Source organism: Shewanella sp. KJ2020, from assembly GCF_024197625.1.
Lineage (GTDB): Bacteria > Pseudomonadota > Gammaproteobacteria > Enterobacterales > Shewanellaceae > Shewanella.
This window is the reverse complement of record NZ_JAKUKD010000019.1, coordinates 86,525-103,212: the sequence shown is the minus strand read 5'-3', so window position 1 is coordinate 103,212 and position 16,688 is coordinate 86,525. Positions and strand designations below refer to the sequence as shown.

Sequence of the window (16,688 nt, the reverse complement as noted above, 5' to 3'; positions counted from 1 at the left end):
ATTACATCATTGGTTATTACTGTGAAGTCAGGCCACATCATTACAATGCAGGATTGAGCCCAAATGAATCAGAACGACGATTTTGGGAAGATTCTAAAGTTGTGGCCAAATTTAGTTGACCACTACAATCTTCAACAATCAAAGACAGTTGTACAATTCGATTGACGATGTTCCAAATATCCACGTTAAAACGCCGTTGCAGAGGGCCATTCAGCTATTAAAGAGACACCGTGACGTAAGGTTTTCACAATCAGATATTGAAACCTTCAAACCAATCTCAATGATCATTACTGTATTAGCTGCCAATAGTTATAACAATGAAGCAACTATCTATGACACGTTGAGAAATCTAATATCATCTTTAAACCAGCACTCTCATCAATTAAGCAATAGCTTTGTTTTTAATGATTACTACGCAAGAAATACCTACACATTGATAACTCGTACATCTGATGGGAAGTGGCTTATCCCCAACCCTGCTAATCCGGGAGAAAACTTCGCTGACCGATGGCATGAGGATGATAACGCAAGAGCAAATGCTTTTTTCCGATGGGTGGATTGGCTCAGAGATGATTTCATCAATATTGAAACCTTTATCGAGGAAGATAAGTTTACTAAATCACTTGTTGATGTATACAAACCAACAAATCTACCTGCACTAAGCTTTAATGTGCCCCATAAGGAACAACTTCGATACCCTATTGTTGCAAACATATATTCAGCGAATATAAAAGCAAGTTATAAATCCAACATATATTGGAAAGAGTTTCAGTCTGGGCAGCCTTTACTCGAAGGAAAGGAGTTAAAGTTCAAACTTAAGACTAATGTTCCTGCACCGTTCGACGTTTATTGGCAGGTAGTAAACACAGGTCAAGAGGCGGCAAATGTAGGGCAGCTTAGAGGGGAAATATCTACTCAATCGAACACGTCTGCAGACGAAATTTATCGAACAGAATCCACCTCCTACACCGGTGATCATTGGGTTGAGGGATTCGTCATCAAAGATCGTGTATGTGTTGCGAGAACTGGTGAATTTGTCGTAAGCGTCAGAGATAGGTTCGCTGTATGAATAACGTGAACTTCCAAGAAGAATGAATCGCCACTACTATACTTACGCTGCTAACTAATCTAGGCGTTGTAACATTACAACAATTTGGTCAATTGACGAAATTCTGTAAGGACGGCATAAAGTTTCTCTGGCACGCTTTGGGGCAATTGTCAGTTTGCAAAGGTTTAATAGTCATTAGTAGTAAAATTACATTTTCTCACTTGAGTTATTTTGTATTTGTTCCTATTTGTCAGACTATGAGTACATTTTATGTCAATGTATGGTTACATAATTTAGCTAAGTAATTGTTTCTGGGTATACTGTTATGTCATAGTTTGGTTTCAGCGACAATTTGTGTCGTGGACGGCATTCTTAAGTAGGCTGGCAAAATAATTCTGCCGAATGTAAAGATGATTCAGGCACTAACCTTCAATCGGATTGAGTATGAAGTTGTTTAATGAAGAAATCGTTGAGTTATTGAATGAGTACTTCAAGGAACTGCAATTTGTAGAGTCTATTCATTTAGCTTCATATGGTTTTACTATCCAATTTGTTGATTTTGGCATCCAATGCTGCGAGCGTGTGTTTGCTTCAATAGATGGTAAGTCCTACGAATGGGATGATGCGCCGAATGCAGGCCCATGGGGCGCCCTTTGTCGGCAGCGTGCGAAAAGTGCCAAATTAATGAGTCCTTCGTTGTTGAGTATCATGTTCGAGAGTGGAGACTCAATTAGTATTGAAACAATCGAAAGTCAGTTCGAATCTGTCATTTTCAATTTTCCGCCACAAGGGAATTCTTTGGTTATGGAAATATTCTAATAAAACTAAAGCTTGAAAAAGCAATCAAATAGGTGTCTTCGGCACCGGATGCGCAAAAAAGCGTGTACCGATTTTTGGTGTTATACGATTCGATGAATACTCAAATTAGTAATTTATACAGCACATTTAGTGGTTACCCTCTTAAATTGCAAATTGAAGGGTGCTCTCATTGTGAATTGCAAAATTTAGATTCTTTATTGCACACAAAAGAGTTAACCCAGCTTTCTTGGGACGATCTTCAACTATTTATCCTTAAAACCATGACAACATTTGGTGACGTAGACGATTTCAAACATTTTTTGCCCCGCATTTTTGAGTTGTACGTAACGGATTATTGGAACGCACCATGTGATTTTGGATTGTTTCTCTCAAAGCTAGAGTATGGTGGATGGACTACGTGGCCTGAAAATGAGAGTGAAACCGTGTTGCGATTGTATGAGAATTGGATATTGCAGCTGAAGGGATCAAGCTTGGCTGCCGACAAAGAGCTGCTAGAGGACATAGTTGCTGATATTGAATGTTATGAAGTGAAATTAGTCGTATAACCAAGTCTGCCTGCATCGTTAATTGTGGTCATTATTGACGGTGTATTTTCTTGATACCTACAGATTACGCGAATGCTAAAAAAGTGAGCCATGGTGATTAGCGAGCCGACCGTCCGCCCCATGGACGGGGCGGTCGAGCATCCATGGATGGACTAGCTGCGTGTCGGTGAGCAAATGCCATGGCTCACCTATAAATTGTTGATTACATTTAAGCTCTTTAGTAACTGGTCACTCAGTTGTTTTTCCTCTTTCATTTTTAACGCTCTTTTGTCCCTTCGTTATTGAGGATTGAGGCAATAAAAAAGCGCTAACCTAGGTTAGCGCTTTTGTTTTTGAATAAAGGTTATGTTTATCGCACTAAGGTAAGCAGTGGGGTTTGACTGACCGCTTGAAAATCCAGCGCCATGGTTACACTGAGTGCTGTGATGGTAATAATTGAAAAACCAAACACTTGTCTGGCCCAACGTGGCATATCCACATCTTGACGATAACCTTTGAGGGCCATAGTTAGCCACCAGAGGCTGGTGGCACAGGTCACGGCCATAAAGGCGGTACCTGTGTAACCTGCGAGTGGCAGCATAGTGCTGACCAAGGCGAACACTGCGATATAGAGCACTATATGGTGCTTCGCCTTGGCCATCCCTTCGGCGACGGGCAGCACGGGGATCTTCGCGGCTGCATAGTCATTAAAGCGGAAAATCGCGATGGCGTAGGAGTGTGGCATCTGCCAGAGGCTGAACATCAGCAATAAAATCACTGCGCCCATATCCATTTTCCCCGTCACGCTGCAATAGCCCACCACGGGCGGTACTGCGCCCGAAAAGCTGCCGACTAAGGTGCCGTAAACCGAGTTTCGCTTCATATAGAGGCTATAAATCCCGACATAAACGACATAGCCAATGGCGGCAAACAGTAGGGCTAAGGCATTGGTGAACATGGCTAAGATGCCAAATCCAAGCACGCCTAAGGCGATGCCAAACAGCAAGACATGGCTTAGGGGGATTTCGCCCGTGACGGTGACGCGTTTGCAGGTGCGCTGCATTTTGGCGTCAATGTCACGGTCAATACAGTTATTAATCGCACAGCCTGAGGCGACGACTAAGGATAATCCCACTAAGCTTGCCAGCATCAAGACCAGATCCACATCGCCCTTAGCGGCCAATAGGAAGCCGCCAGCAACGGAAATCAGATTCCCGAAAATGATGCCAGGCTTAGTGACCTGAACATACCCTTTGAAGCGTGCTTTCCATTGCGTCGATGTCAATCTAGCTTGTGTGTTCATTTGCTGTGTCTCGTTACATCATCAAAGCGTTAGCTTCGAGAATGATCCATACCGACAAGCCAACCACCATCACGATGATCAGCGCGGTAAATAGAAAGGAGAAGGTGTTGACCTTGCCTTCCTTAGAGAAGTCCAAGTGCAGGAAGTACTTAAGGTGTACCAAAATCTGCACCAGTGCCGTGACAACGACGATAGCAAGCGTCGTCGATTGCTCGAAGTGATGGGTCATTACCGCCCAGAATGGGATGGCAGTTAACACCACTGACAGCATAAAACCGACTAAGTAGGACTTGATGCTGGCGGCCAGATCGTCTGTGCCATGGCCATGATCATGGCTATTATGCTGGGATTGAGTATGTGCGCCCATTACAGTGCTCCCAATAAGTACACAACGGTGAATACGCAAATCCACACTATGTCGAGGAAATGCCAGAACAAGCTTAAGCAGCTCAGGCGAGTGATGCTGCGGTTACCTAAGCCAGTTTTGGCGACTTCAATCATCATGATTGCCATCCAAATTAACCCAGCGGTCACGTGCAAGCCGTGCATGCCCACTAAGGTGAAGAAAGATGACAGGAAGGCGCTGCGTTGTGGGCCGTTGCCATGTTCGATCAGGTGATGGAACTCATAGACTTCCATGCCGATAAACACACAACCCAGTGCAAAGGTAATGGCTAACCAAGTGAGGGTTGCCGCTTTATTGTGGCGCTTAGCGAAAATCAACGCGAAGCCATAGGTAATACTACTGAGCAGCAGGGCTGCGGTTTCGATCAGCACAAAGTCCAGTTCGAAAATGTCCTTACCCGATACACCGCCGTCGGTGTTCATATAGAGCACGGCGTAGGTGGCGAATACCGATGCAAACAGGATGCAGTCGGTCATCAGGTAGAGCCAAAAACCAAACAGGGTGTTGCCACCCGTATCATGGTGCTCGTGGTGCTCCTCGGCGTGAGCAACGTCTAAATCAGCTGGGATTGCAACACTCATATCAGCCCCTTACTACATTGTTTAAGTGCGCATTTTCAATGCGAGCCACTTCATCGGGTTGGACGTAATAGTCGACATCGTTGTTATAAGCACGGAATAAGAACACGATAAACGCACCCACCATGCCCACAATCGCGAGCCACAGGATGTGCCAAATGGCAGCAAAGCCCGCGGCGGTAATCCCCAGCGCCATCAAGATACCGCTCGGGGTATTCTTCGGCATATGGATTGGCTGATAGTGCTTTTGGCGTTGATAGGCGGTGCCTTTTTCTTTGGCATCGGTAAAGGCATCGATATCAGACACTTGTGGCAACTTAGCAAAGTTGTAGAACTGTGGTGGTGATGCGGTTGACCATTCCAGCGTGTGGCCATTCCATGGGTCACCCGTGGTGTCGCGGTTTTGGTCGCGGTCACGGATACTCACGTACAGTTGAATAAATTGCAGAATGATACCGACCATGATGATGCAAGCACCCACGGCAGCGATATAGATCCACAGGTTCCATGCTGGGTTATCAATGTGGTTGATACGGCGAGTCATACCCATAAAACCGAGTACGTACAGCGGCATAAAGGCCACATAGAAACCAATTTGCCAGCACCAGAATGAAGCTTTACCTAAACGCTCATTTAAGTGGAAACCCGTCGCTTTCGGGAACCAGTAAGCAAAACCGGCTAAGTAACCGAACACTGCACCACCGATAATGGTGTTATGGAAGTGAGCGATCAGGAACAAGCTGTTGTGCAGTACGTAGTCGGCGCCAGGTACGGCTAATAACACGCCCGTCATCCCACCAATGGTGAAAGTCACCATAAAGCCTAAGGTCCACAGCACTGGCACAGTTAAGCGCAGGCGGCCGCGGTAAATGGTGAACAACCAGTTAAACAGTTTTACCCCAGTCGGAACCGCAATCACCATGGTCATCACGCCGAAGAAGGCGTTGACGTTGGCGCTAGAGCCCATGGTAAAGAAGTGGTGTAACCACACGATAAAACCGAGGATCGAAATTGCGCCACTGGCCCATACCATTGAGGAATAGCCAAACAGACGCTTAGAGGTAAAGGTTGAAATCACATCCGAGAAGATACCGAACGCAGGTAAAATCAGGATGTACACTTCAGGGTGACCCCAAGCCCAGAACAGGTTGATATACATCATGGCGTTACCACCACCATCATTGGTGAAGAAGTGGAAACCCATGTAGCGATCGAGTGTTAACAGCGCTAAAACCGCGGTCAGGATCGGGAACGATGCCACGATCAGGATGTTGGCCCAAGTACAAGTCCAAGTGAAGATGGGCATTTGCATCAGCTTCATGCCTGGAGCGCGCATCTTAAGCACAGTCGCGATAAAGTTGACCCCGGTTAAGGTTGTCCCTATCCCCGAAATCTGCAGCGCCCAGATATAGTAGTCGACCCCGACACCTGGACTGTAAGCTAGTTCCGAGAGTGGTGGATACGCCACCCAACCCGTCTTAGCAAACTCGCCTAAACCCAATGAAATATTGATTAGCACAGCGCCAGAGGCGGTTAGCCAGAAGCTGAGGTTGTTCAAGAAGGGGAAGGCAACGTCGCGGGCACCGATTTGCAGTGGCAGCACTAAGTTCATTAGACCGATCATAAATGGCATCGCCATAAAGATAATCATGATCACGCCGTGGGCAGTGAAGATTTGGTCGTAATGTTCTGGCGGCAGATAACCTGCGGCGCCATTGGTGGCCAGTGCCTGTTGGGTACGTATCATGATGGCGTCGGAGAAACCGCGGATCAGCATGATGAAGGCAAGCACTATGTACATGATACCGAGGCGTTTATGGTCAACCGAGGTTAACCAGTCGTGCCAAAGCACACCCCATTTTTTGTGTTTAGTGATCAAGGCTGCGACGTACAGGCCTATCACGGCAACAACCGCAAGGGTCACCATGATGATAGGCTCATGATACGGGATCGCATCTAAGCTTAATTTACCGAGAAAAGACATGATTACTCCGCCTCCACTGGGTGAGTGGATGAGTGTTCTGTTGATGAAGTGTCAGAATGGGTTGAGCTTTCCATGTCGGCCATCTTCTGTTCGCTCGCCATATGCGCCATATCGTGGTGCATGCCTGCCATATTGTGGTCGGCACTCATGTGTTCCATACCTTCATGGCCTGCCATCTGCTCGTTTGAGTCCATGTGCATGTATTGCATAACGATTTGATCGAACATGCCGTGACTCACTGAGCCAAAGTATTCAACAGGATTGTTTTCACTCTTCTGTGCTAAGGCTTGGTAAGTCGCAGAGTCTAAGGTCTTAGTCGCCTGTTGTTTTGCCTTGGCTACCCAAGCATCGAAGTCGGCCGCCGTTGGCGTGGCAATGGCTTTAAACTTCATGCCCGCAAAACCTGCGCCGCTATAGTTAGCGGAAATACCGTCATAGGTACCGGGTTCGTTGGCAATCAGGTGCAACTTAGTCGTCATCCCAGCCATTGAGTAGATTTGGCTACCTAACTGCGGGATAAAGAAAGAGTTCATGGCGGTATCAGAGGTGATCTTAAAGTTCACTGGTACATTGGTTGGGAAAGCCAGTTCGTTTACCGATGCAACGCCTTGTTCTGGATAGATAAATAACCATTTCCAGTCCATAGAAACCACTTCAACCGTAATCGGCTTGGCCTGGTGTTCGAGTGGTTTGTAAGGGTCGAGATCATGGGTCGAGCCCCAGGTAATCACCCCTAGAATCACGACGATCACTATCGGCACAATCCAAACCACGGTTTCAATCGCGCTCGAATGGGACCATTTGGGCGCGTAAACCTCCTGATCTCGACCATCGCGATACTTCCAAGCGAAGAACAAAGTCATAAAGATCACGGGGATAACCACAATCAGCATGAGTAGTGTAGCGATGATGATCAGGTGCTTTTCATCGGCACCGATCTGGCCCTTGGGGTCCAATACGCCGCCATCACAGCCTGCGAGCATCAAGGCAATTGCCGCGAATGCGACTTTACTTAAATTTCGAATTAACAAAGGAAGATTCCTCTAACCCTAAGGTTTACAACTCTGCCCAGAGAGATTGGCAGTAGCATTGAGCGGCGTTATCCGAAGGCAAATCCGAAGTGGCTCGAGCGCGGCACAAAAATGCCTGCCACCCCAATGCAAGATCGAGGATCGACTTTCAGCGCTTAATGCTAAATTTGAATTTTAAAACAGAGGGTTACAATGGTGGGGCGCGACAACCGTGCGCGAGGTGCTCGAGGGATTTTAGCCTTGGGGGTGCTAAAAGCGGGTTAGCGTTCGCTAAATTTAAGTTGTTGGAAAACTTAAAGCCATTGTCGAACAGATTCCACAATTGCTTAATAATCTGGGGGTTGAGTAGTAAAACGCTCAGCAGGGTGGCGCCGAAGAACTCAATTAAAAAACCATCGCTTAGGGTGATTAACTCGCCAATATCGATGCAGCCGCCGACCATCACAGATACTAAGTCCGCAGCGGGCAGCACAAACAGTAACCCAAAAAGTAGGGCTAAGTTTGGCATGCTGAAGTTGGAAAATCGAACCGCTTGGTTCAATCCTTCAGCGCTGAGTTGGCTAAGGGCAAATTTCAATTAATAGATCCGGTTGAACGAGAACATGGGTCAACTAACTGAATAAAAAATATTCAGCATGAAACTTTTTTATGCGGCCGGAGGATACCAAGAAGCGAGTATTGAATGAAAGCGGATCCCCTGCTAAAAAGGGGGTAAATATTAAAAAAACCTTAATTAAAACCGAATAAGTGGTATTTTTTTACATATTTAACTAGTTTGAAACCAATCGGCATCTCAAAAAATGCAAAAGTGTGAGTTTGTGCGTGAATTGGCCCGGCGGCAAAGTGATCCGCTTTCGTTAAGATCTATTTTGGTTAAAATTCACTTTCATTAAATCGGCTGAGTCCTATCACTGGGCTTGAGATTGATTCGGTGAATAGGGCATTATGCCTATTCGTAACACTGTCTGTATCAGCGCGAAGGGATTGTATATTAAATCATTTATTCACTACCTTAGGGTTAATTTCTTCATTGCCTTAGCCTATTTTGTCGTGGGTAAAATGGGCTTGATGATTGCGCTGCCCCCAGGTTACTCGGCGGCAATTTGGCCTGCGGCAGGGATAGCCATCGCGGCTTGCATCCTATGGAAAGAATACGCCCCTTGGATTGGGGTGGTGGTGGGGTCAGTGCTGCTTAATATCAATGTGGGCGGGCTGACACATTGGGGATGGTTGCCCATGGCCATCGCATTCGGTTCTGCTCTGCAGGCGGTAGTCTCGGCCCATGTCCTTCGCCGTATCGATCATCTGGTGACCTTAGATAGACCCAATACTGTTATAAAATCCTGCCTGAGTTTAAGCTTCACTTGCTTGATAGCCACGCTATTTGGGAACTTAGCCTTAGTCGCTAATGGCACTATTTCCCGAGACGATTTACTTGGCAGTCTGCTCAATTGGTGGATGGGGGATTTGCTCGGGGCGGTGATCTTTATTCCTTTGATTATGTTGGTGTTCGATCCTAGAGCTATCTGGCGGTCTCGACGTATTCAAACGGGGGTTCCACTGCTGGTCGGGTTTTTATTGTGTGTGGGGATTTATTACTACTCAGATATCAACCAACGCCAGCAGTTGCAGGATAAGTTTCAAATTCAATCTAACGCTATTATCAGTGATATCAAGAGCTTTCAAGGAGCTAACCTACAGCAAATCGTCGCCCTAGCGAGCCTATTCGATAATAGCGAACGGGTTTCTGAGGCTGAGTTTATCCAGTTTGGTAAGCGCAATCAGCTGCAGGCGGAGGGGTTTCGTACCTGGTCTTGGTCTCCCTTAGTTCCCGTGGAAGATAAAGAGAATTTTGAAGCGGCGGCCCGTGATGCCCTTGCTGGCCCCTATCAAATCAAGCGCCCAGCGGATTGGCATATCAATGCCGATGGTTGGTTAGTGCCAGTAATGTATATACAACCGCTGCGTGGGAATGAAGCCGCCCTCGGGCTCGATCTCAATAGCGAGCCCACCCGCGCCGCTGCGATTGCCAAAGTCCGTGCCACGCTAACTCCGGTAATGACGGGAAAAATCCAATTAACTCAGGATCCTAATGGCCCAGGCGCTTCGTTACTTATCGCTCCAGTATTTGACCGATTAGGGAATATTTCGGGATTTTGTTCGGCCGTCATAGATCTACGGGAAATTATTAATGGGGTGGAACGAGTGCAAGGCTTGCACTGGAAACTGACCGATACCAGTGCGGGCGGTACCTTGCTCTACGCCAATAGCCAGAAAGATTTCCCCGAGTTTTCCGGCAGGGTTTATAGCGACAGAATGGGTCAATATTTTCAGACCAATCTGCTGTTAGCCGATCGCAATTGGCACATAGTGATCTACCAATCCTATGCCACGCTGATGGGGGATACCTTTAGCCTATCGTTACTCATGTTGCTCCTGGCCTTTATCACCTGCGCCGTTGTGGGTGGCATGACCCTAGTTTCTTCCGGTGAACGCCATCGTATTGCCGAAAAAGTGACCGAAAAAACCATGGCGTTGTCGAAAGAAATCGCCCGTAGCCAAGCTTTTCAGACCACTTTGAGTGAAAGTGAGCAAAAATACCGCAGTTTATTCGACAAGGCGCCCGTTGGGCATGTCCTTAAACGCGTTGAGGATGGGCAATTTGTGGCGGTAAATCCTGCCTTTGTTGATATTACGGGTTATACGCTGGAGGAGTTAAATCGACTCGGACCCTGGGAGTTAACGCCAATACGCTATCAGTCGAGCGAAGCTGAGCAATTAGATCGTTTAAAAAGCACCCGCCGTTACGGCCCTTATCAAAAGCATTATCGCCATAAGAATGGCCAGTTAATCGCAGTGCGCCTCAATGGCGCTTTAGTGACGGCGGCAAATGGTGAACCTTTAATCCTGTTTATCGTCGAAGATATTACCGAACAAGAACGCACAGCGGCGCGGGTTAATCTGTTGGCGCAGGTTTTTCAACAGAGTGGTGAGGGGATCACCATTATGGACGCCAACGATATTATTGTGGATGTGAATACCGCCTTCACCCATATTACGGGCTATTCTAGGGATGAAATTATCGGTAAAAATTGCCGATTTTTAGAGGCGGAGCGCACGGATAAAAGCCTAGATGCCCAAGTGCGCGCCGCCCTCGACCAGACCGGATTTTGGCAAGGTGAAGTGTGGGATCGGCATAAGGATGGATATGATTTCCCTAAATGGCTGATGATGTCCGTGGTGCGGGATGAGACGGGCACGGTAAGCCATTATATTGGCAGTTTCACCGATATTAGCGAACGTAAAGTCAATGAGGAACGCATTCATTTCCTCGCCCACCATGATTCGCTGACACTGCTGCCTAATCGACTCAGTTTACAGTCGCGCCTCGAAATGGTGTTTCAAGAGGCATTGGCCTCCAAAAGCCAGATAGCCGTGATGTTTATCGATATGGATCACTTTAAAAATATCAACGATACCTTGGGCCACCATATTGGAGATTTGCTGCTATTGGAGGTGGCGCGGCGCCTTAAGGCTGTGGTCGGCAGTAGCGATATTGTGGCGCGTCTTGGCGGCGATGAGTTTGTGGTCGTGTTATCAGATATCAATCACGATGGGGTTGCCACGATTGCTGAGGCATTGCGCGATGGTTTGAGTCAAGTCTATATCATTGATAATAAACCATTACACTCATCACCCAGTATAGGGATCAGTTTATTCCCCAATGATGGTGACAGTGTTGAGGCTTTGATGAAAAATGCCGATATGGCCATGTATCGAGCTAAGGCGGCGGGGCGGAATAACTATCAGTTTTTCACCTCGGCCATGAACACCTCAGTGACCGAGCGGCAACATATTGAAACTGGCTTAAGGCAAGTGCTCGTTCGTGATGAATTAAGGCTGCATTATCAGCCGCAGATCGATATTCAAACAGGGCAAGTGGTGAGTGTCGAAGCCTTAGTACGCTGGCAACATCCTGAATTTGGTTTAATTGCGCCAGATCGCTTTATTTCCATCGCCGAAGAAATTGACATGATCATTCCCATAGGCCAATGGGTGCTGGAGACCGCCATGGCACAGTTAGCCGATTGGCGCCGCGCCGGTGCTGTGGGGCTGAGGATGGCGGTGAATCTGTCGGCACATCAATTACGTAAAGAGACTATCGTTACCGACATCACTAATGTGTTGGCTAAATACAATTTAGGCAAAGGGGCGTTGGAGCTTGAAATCACTGAAAGTGTGGCGATGCAATATCCGGAGCAAAATGCTCGCTTACTCGCAGAGCTACGCAGTCAGGGGATTGAACTCGCTATCGATGACTTTGGCACGGGTTATTCATCTTTGTCCTATTTAAAACTCCTGCCTTTAGACAGGTTAAAACTGGATAGATCCTTTGTGAAGGATATCGAGAGCGATCCAAACGATGCCGCCATCAGCGCCGCCACTATTTCAATGTCCCATGAGCTAGGGCTAACTGTGGTTGCCGAAGGGGTCGAAAACGAAGCACAGCTGGTATTACTCTCAAGCATGGGCTGTGACTTAGTGCAGGGATATTATTTTAGTAAACCCTTAGTTGCCGAAGAGTGTTTCCGCTTTATCGAGCGCAATTCATAGTCGTTTATCAGGCTGACAGGCTATCTTTGTCAGTTGAGCTACACTTGAGTTTGTATTTTAGGGGTTGCCAGAATTCAGATAGGCACAGTTACAGTCACAGTCACAGTCACAGACACAGACACAGGCTAGGGATGGTTATATGCAAGTTATCTTCACCAAAGGTTCGAAGCGTTATGGACAATTGCGCTGCGTGCGCATGGATGGCAGCGCAACCCAAACTCAGATGCCCGAGCAGGGGATAGCACCCCACGATATGATCCATTATGTCGTTGAAAAACGGCTGCATATTCAGGGAGGTTTTTTCGCTCAAGTCCGAGCGGGCGCCGATATCAGCTTTTCCCTTGAGCACAATGAAGCCTCCTTAGCCGTTGCGGATAAGACCTTAATTTGGCAAACCGAGTCGATTGTTGAATCCCTGCAATCTTTGCTGTGGTCTGCCGATACGCCGACTTATGCCGGATTTTTATATCTGTTAGAGCAGAGCTGCGGTAATCGTAAATTAGCTCTGCCCGAGGTGTCTCAATCGGACTTTGAACATATTATCAACGAGATAATGGAGTTGACCCTCGAGTGGCAAGGTATGGGAGAAGGCCAATCCTTGACCTTAAAGTTCTAATCACTTAAGCATAAAAAAATAGCGCGAATATTCGCGCTATTTTTATTGGCTCGGGTTATTCCCTGTGGCGGCGTTCTTGGCTCTGCGCCGATCTTCCTTGGTTATGCTCAGGGCTACGTGCCGTTTGCATATTTTGGCGTGGCTCACTCTGCCTCACTCGCACTTCTTCCCGTTGTCTTGGCGCGGTTTGCTTTTGTATCGATTGGCGAGGTTGCTCCACGCGCTGTGGTTCGGCGCGTCTCACCTCGGGACGCGTTTCTTGCCTCTGTGGCTGAGTGCGAGTCTCGAAGTTACGCGGTTGCTGCTCTCGGCTTTGATACTGCCTCTGTGGGTTGTCCTTGGCTTGCTCCCTCGATGCTTTAGCCTGCATCTGTCTTACTTGATTATCATGGCGGGCATTGCCGTCACGCTCTTTTGAGTAACCTTCCTTTTTAGCTTGGGCTGAGTTCATTGGCGCAGAACGGCGCTCTTTTAACTCGGCCTGAGTATGTTGGAAACTCGGTGCGCGTTCACGGCTATAGTTGTTGCCTCTGTCCTTATCATGGCTCTTGTCATAGCCCTTGTGATCACGCTGATAACCTGCATTTTGCTGTTCCCTCGATTTCGAGTATTGGCTAGTGAAATGCTGGCCGCTACCGCTGGAGTGGGAATCGCGCCCGCGGAACTTATTGTCGCTGTAATGCTTGTCCTTATAGTAGCGTTGCTTCACTACTGGATTGCGGTAGACGACGCCACGCCTGTGTTCGGGCTTATGTTTCCAGGGTTGTGCGCCATGGCTAACACTGTATCTTTCCCGTGGGCGATAGTGGTGTGAATGATGGTGGTCAATCACGACGACTCTGTGGTTATGCCAGTGGAATGAGCTGAAAAAATAGTTAAAGGAAATATGGATCCCGGGTGACCAGTAAAAGTAACTGTGGTTTGGGCGGTAAGGGTAGCCCACATAACCACTAAACTCCCAATACACTGGGGGATAAGCCACACCCCAGCGCCAGGTACCGTAGACGACTCGGGGATCGTAATAGGGCACATAGACAATTTCCCGTTGCACTGGCTCTATGATGATCTGGTTATTGGCGCGGGTAATCGCCATATTGTCCATATTTGCCAGACTATCCGCTTTATCCGCCTGTTGTCTAAGTGACTGAATACCATCCATCACTTGGGCTTCATCGGCTAAAAAGGCCTCCCCTAATCTTTGGGTCCAGTCCAGATCTTCACTCATTTTTTGCAGTACAGTCGGAAAGGCCAGTAGGGCTTTGATGCTAGGATCCCAGTCCTTTACCTCTGCCTGTGACATTCGCTGTTCGACCGATAATTTAGGACGACCCTCCAACCAGCGATTTGCTTGTACCACTTCGAGTGGATAGGTAGAGGCAATCAGAATATGGCTCAACAAACTGTCGGGATAGAGTGCAATCGGCGCTAACATTTGCTCGAGTTCGGCCTGGCTAATTGCGGCACTTGAACCTTGGCTGACCGATACGCCCGCGGCTTGGGTTGGCGTTGTGAAAGGCAGGGCAACTAATGCCACCGATAATACTAGCCAGTTCCATCTATGTCGTCTGTTCATGGTTTGCTCCAATAATCCTGTTTGAGGATGTTATTGGCATCATAGGCGTTTGAATATGAACATAAGCTGAAAGTGTTTTATCGGCGTAAATGTTTTATTGCGTGGAATTAATAAATCTATCTTATTGAAAATAAATATTAAGCAGAGTGGATGAAGCTAAGGTTAAATTGGGCACCACCTAAGGATTCTGAGCGCGAAACTGAAATTCTGCCGTTATAGCTGTCAACTAAATCACGGACAATGGCCAATCCAATGCCATTTCCTTGGTGATAGGAATCGGCGCGGATCCCCCGTTCAAAGATTTGAGTTTTTAATGCTTCACTGATCCCTGGACCATCGTCTTCGATACAGATCTGCAATTGGTAGGCATCACCCGTGACGGTTAATTTGACGCTGGACTTTGCCGCCTTGCAGGCATTATCGAGCAGGTTGCCTAATATTTCGGTGAGATCGGCTTCATCCCCCTTAAATACCGCGTGCTCCGCCATGTCTGCAGTGAGATTGATCTGCGGCTCTCGGTAGATTTTCGCTAAGGTGCGCAGTAGTTTGGCCGCGACCTCATCGACCCTGATCCCCAAATGCCAAGAGGCCGCTGCGGCAGTCTGGGCGCGCTTGAGTTGATGGCTAATGATGCGACTGATATTAGATACTTGCTCGCTCGAGGCTTCGCTTAAATCCGCTTGGCTTTTGATTACCGCCAGTGGTGTTTTCAGACTATGGGCCAGATCGGCTAAGGCATTGCGATAGCGCTTGCGTTGGGTTTGTTCGGTATTGAGCAGGATATTAAGCTGCCTCGCCACCGCCTGTAATTCATTGGGATATTGGCTGCTTAATTGGGTCGACTTGCCTTGCTCAACATCGTGGAGTTCTTGGGTGAAGCGTGCCAGCGGCCTGAGTGTCCACAATAACCAGCTCAGTTGGAACACGAGCATGACCAGCATAAGGATCGCTAACCAAGTCCAAAGCTGTTGATTAAATTGGTCAATTTGTTGCTGGAACTCTCGCTCATCCTTAATGATGTGTATGGTCACGGGCACATTCTCATTTTGGCTGGCAAAACTCACACTGAAGCTATAGAGAAGGTGTGGCGCGCCTGCGAGATCGATCTGCTCAAAGGCGTTTTTACCCGTGGGCGGAATAGTGAAATGGGCCGGAGGGGATATGCCCATAAAGGATTGGGAGTGCCACACTATCGCTTGCTTATCGTCTGAGCCTTCGGTAGTTGCAATAGCATAAAGCCCTGATTGAATAAGGTTAAATCGGTTTTCAAGCACTAATTCAGGGATGAAAATTTGCCTATTTTCCACCTCTGTGACCGCCAAGATGGAATAAACATAGGCACTGAGTTCATTTTTAGCCGCACTCTTTACCTGCTCGGTAAAGGCGTCGTTGAGGGCGACGCCAATCAGCGGCAGTAGCACTAAGATAAACAACAGCGCACTGAGAACGAGCCGTGTTTTAAGGGAATTTAGTAGTTGCCATGCCAAGGCGCGTTTACTCATCGGCGCCTTGCTCTGGGGTTAACACTCTTAGGCGGTAACCTTGGCCGCGCAGGGTTTCAATCAGATTGTATTGATTATCAGGGTCGAGCTTTTTGCGTAGGCGGCGGATAAAGACTTCGATAACATTGGAGTCCAAATCAAAATCCTGATCATAAATATGTTCCGTGAGCACGGTTTTCGATTTCACTTCACCTTGATGCAGCATAAAGATTTCAAAGAGTTTGTATTCGGAGCCGCTGAGATTAATAAGCTGTTCACCCTTACGTACTTCTAAGCTACTAGTATTCAAACTAAAAGGGCCATTATAAATCAATGGGCTTGCCTTACCTGCCGAGCGGCGGATCAGTGCTTTCAGGCGGGCGACTAGCTCTTGGGGATGAAACGGCTTTGTCAGGTAATCATCGGCACCCGCGTCTAGGCCTTCGACTTTATCCTGCCAACTGTCCCTTGCGGTGAGGATTAATATTGGGAAATCGCGCTCTTTTTGCCGCACGCTACGGATCAGCGCGATACCGTCGAGTTTAGGTAAACCGACATCGATAATGGCAGCGTTGTAATTATATTCAAGCGCTTGAAACAGCCCCTCCTCGCCATCACTCGCAACATCTATGCTGTACTTGGCGTCGAGCAGGTGTTGTTTTAAGTTGCTCTGCAGTTCTATATCATCTTCAACCAATAAGAGTCGCATAG

General features: G+C 47.5%; 14 protein-coding genes. 5 read left to right on the top strand and 9 right to left on the bottom strand.

The window, feature by feature from the left end:
- The first annotated feature begins 115 nt into the window (after nt 1-115).
- The 3 genes from MJO46_RS12285 (at nt 116) to MJO46_RS12275 (ending at nt 2,412) form a co-directional block, all read left to right on the top strand.
- Complete coding sequence (locus tag MJO46_RS12285) at nt 116-1,069, top strand: hypothetical protein (protein WP_253989537.1); 954 nt, start codon at nt 116-118, stop codon at nt 1,067-1,069.
- 423 nt (nt 1,070-1,492) lie between these two features.
- On the top strand, nt 1,493-1,867 hold the full coding sequence (locus MJO46_RS12280) for a hypothetical protein (protein ID WP_253989536.1): 375 nt from the start codon (nt 1,493-1,495) through the stop codon (nt 1,865-1,867).
- Between the two features lie 92 nt (nt 1,868-1,959).
- Entirely contained in the window at nt 1,960-2,412 is a 453-nt protein-coding gene (locus MJO46_RS12275; RefSeq protein ID WP_253989535.1) for a hypothetical protein, read from the top strand.
- A gap of 349 nt (nt 2,413-2,761) precedes the next feature.
- Here the strand turns inward: MJO46_RS12275 and cyoE are convergent, their stop codons facing one another.
- From cyoE to MJO46_RS12245, 6 genes are all read right to left on the bottom strand, one after another.
- Nucleotides 2,762-3,694 (bottom strand): heme o synthase, encoded by a 933-nt coding sequence (gene cyoE, locus MJO46_RS12270; RefSeq protein WP_253989534.1) that lies wholly within the window; start codon nt 3,692-3,694, stop codon nt 2,762-2,764.
- Nucleotides 3,695-3,707: 13 nt separating this feature from the next.
- A complete protein-coding gene (cyoD, locus tag MJO46_RS12265; protein ID WP_253989533.1) occupies nt 3,708-4,061 on the bottom strand; it encodes a cytochrome o ubiquinol oxidase subunit IV in 354 nt (117 codons plus the stop codon).
- Nucleotides 4,061-4,681, bottom strand: coding sequence for a cytochrome o ubiquinol oxidase subunit III (gene cyoC / locus MJO46_RS12260; RefSeq protein WP_047535571.1), 621 nt, complete (start codon nt 4,679-4,681; stop codon nt 4,061-4,063). The genes cyoD and cyoC overlap by 1 nt, the downstream gene beginning before the upstream one ends.
- 1 nt (nt 4,682) lies before the next feature.
- Nucleotides 4,683-6,662 (bottom strand): cytochrome o ubiquinol oxidase subunit I, encoded by a 1,980-nt coding sequence (gene cyoB / locus MJO46_RS12255; RefSeq protein WP_253989532.1) that lies wholly within the window; start codon nt 6,660-6,662, stop codon nt 4,683-4,685.
- A 2-nt stretch (nt 6,663-6,664) separates the two neighbouring features.
- Nucleotides 6,665-7,693, bottom strand: coding sequence for a ubiquinol oxidase subunit II (gene cyoA / locus MJO46_RS12250; protein WP_253989531.1), 1,029 nt, complete (start codon nt 7,691-7,693; stop codon nt 6,665-6,667).
- A 187-nt stretch (nt 7,694-7,880) separates the two neighbouring features.
- Nucleotides 7,881-8,201 carry a hypothetical protein gene (locus MJO46_RS12245; RefSeq protein WP_366941637.1) on the bottom strand — a complete coding sequence of 107 codons (321 nt, stop codon included), beginning with the start codon at nt 8,199-8,201 and terminating at the stop codon, nt 7,881-7,883.
- 437 nt (nt 8,202-8,638) lie between these two features.
- Between MJO46_RS12245 and MJO46_RS12240 the strand changes: the two genes are divergently transcribed.
- Complete coding sequence (locus tag MJO46_RS12240; RefSeq protein WP_253989529.1) at nt 8,639-12,307, top strand: EAL domain-containing protein; 3,669 nt, start codon at nt 8,639-8,641, stop codon at nt 12,305-12,307.
- A 139-nt stretch (nt 12,308-12,446) separates the two neighbouring features.
- On the top strand, nt 12,447-12,923 hold the full coding sequence (locus MJO46_RS12235) for a cytoplasmic protein (protein WP_253989528.1): 477 nt from the start codon (nt 12,447-12,449) through the stop codon (nt 12,921-12,923).
- Between the two features lie 55 nt (nt 12,924-12,978).
- Here the strand turns inward: MJO46_RS12235 and MJO46_RS12230 are convergent, their stop codons facing one another.
- From MJO46_RS12230 to MJO46_RS12220, 3 genes are all read right to left on the bottom strand, one after another.
- Entirely contained in the window at nt 12,979-14,496 is a 1,518-nt protein-coding gene (locus MJO46_RS12230; protein WP_253989527.1) for a DUF3300 domain-containing protein, read from the bottom strand.
- Between the two features lie 137 nt (nt 14,497-14,633).
- A complete protein-coding gene (locus MJO46_RS12225; protein ID WP_253989526.1) occupies nt 14,634-15,998 on the bottom strand; it encodes an ATP-binding protein in 1,365 nt (454 codons plus the stop codon).
- Nucleotides 15,991-16,686, bottom strand: coding sequence for a response regulator transcription factor (locus tag MJO46_RS12220; RefSeq protein WP_253989525.1), 696 nt, complete (start codon nt 16,684-16,686; stop codon nt 15,991-15,993). The genes MJO46_RS12225 and MJO46_RS12220 overlap by 8 nt, the downstream gene beginning before the upstream one ends.
- Nucleotides 16,687-16,688: the final 2 nt, after the last annotated feature.

Coding starts and splice junctions, on each gene's coding strand:
- MJO46_RS12280 (WP_253989536.1), top strand. CDS start 1,493: ATGAAGTTGTTTAATGAAGAAATCGTTGAGTTATTGAATGAGTACTTC.
- MJO46_RS12275 (WP_253989535.1), top strand. CDS start 1,960: ATGAATACTCAAATTAGTAATTTATACAGCACATTTAGTGGTTACCCT.
- cyoE (WP_253989534.1), bottom strand. CDS start 3,694: ATGAACACACAAGCTAGATTGACATCGACGCAATGGAAAGCACGCTTC.
- cyoD (WP_253989533.1), bottom strand. CDS start 4,061: ATGGGCGCACATACTCAATCCCAGCATAATAGCCATGATCATGGCCAT.
- cyoC (WP_047535571.1), bottom strand. CDS start 4,681: ATGAGTGTTGCAATCCCAGCTGATTTAGACGTTGCTCACGCCGAGGAG.
- cyoB (WP_253989532.1), bottom strand. CDS start 6,662: ATGTCTTTTCTCGGTAAATTAAGCTTAGATGCGATCCCGTATCATGAG.
- MJO46_RS12245 (WP_366941637.1), bottom strand. CDS start 8,201: ATGCCAAACTTAGCCCTACTTTTTGGGTTACTGTTTGTGCTGCCCGCT.
- MJO46_RS12240 (WP_253989529.1), top strand. CDS start 8,639: ATGCCTATTCGTAACACTGTCTGTATCAGCGCGAAGGGATTGTATATT.
- MJO46_RS12235 (WP_253989528.1), top strand. CDS start 12,447: ATGCAAGTTATCTTCACCAAAGGTTCGAAGCGTTATGGACAATTGCGC.
- MJO46_RS12230 (WP_253989527.1), bottom strand. CDS start 14,496: ATGAACAGACGACATAGATGGAACTGGCTAGTATTATCGGTGGCATTA.
- MJO46_RS12225 (WP_253989526.1), bottom strand. CDS start 15,998: ATGAGTAAACGCGCCTTGGCATGGCAACTACTAAATTCCCTTAAAACA.
- MJO46_RS12220 (WP_253989525.1), bottom strand. CDS start 16,686: ATGCGACTCTTATTGGTTGAAGATGATATAGAACTGCAGAGCAACTTA.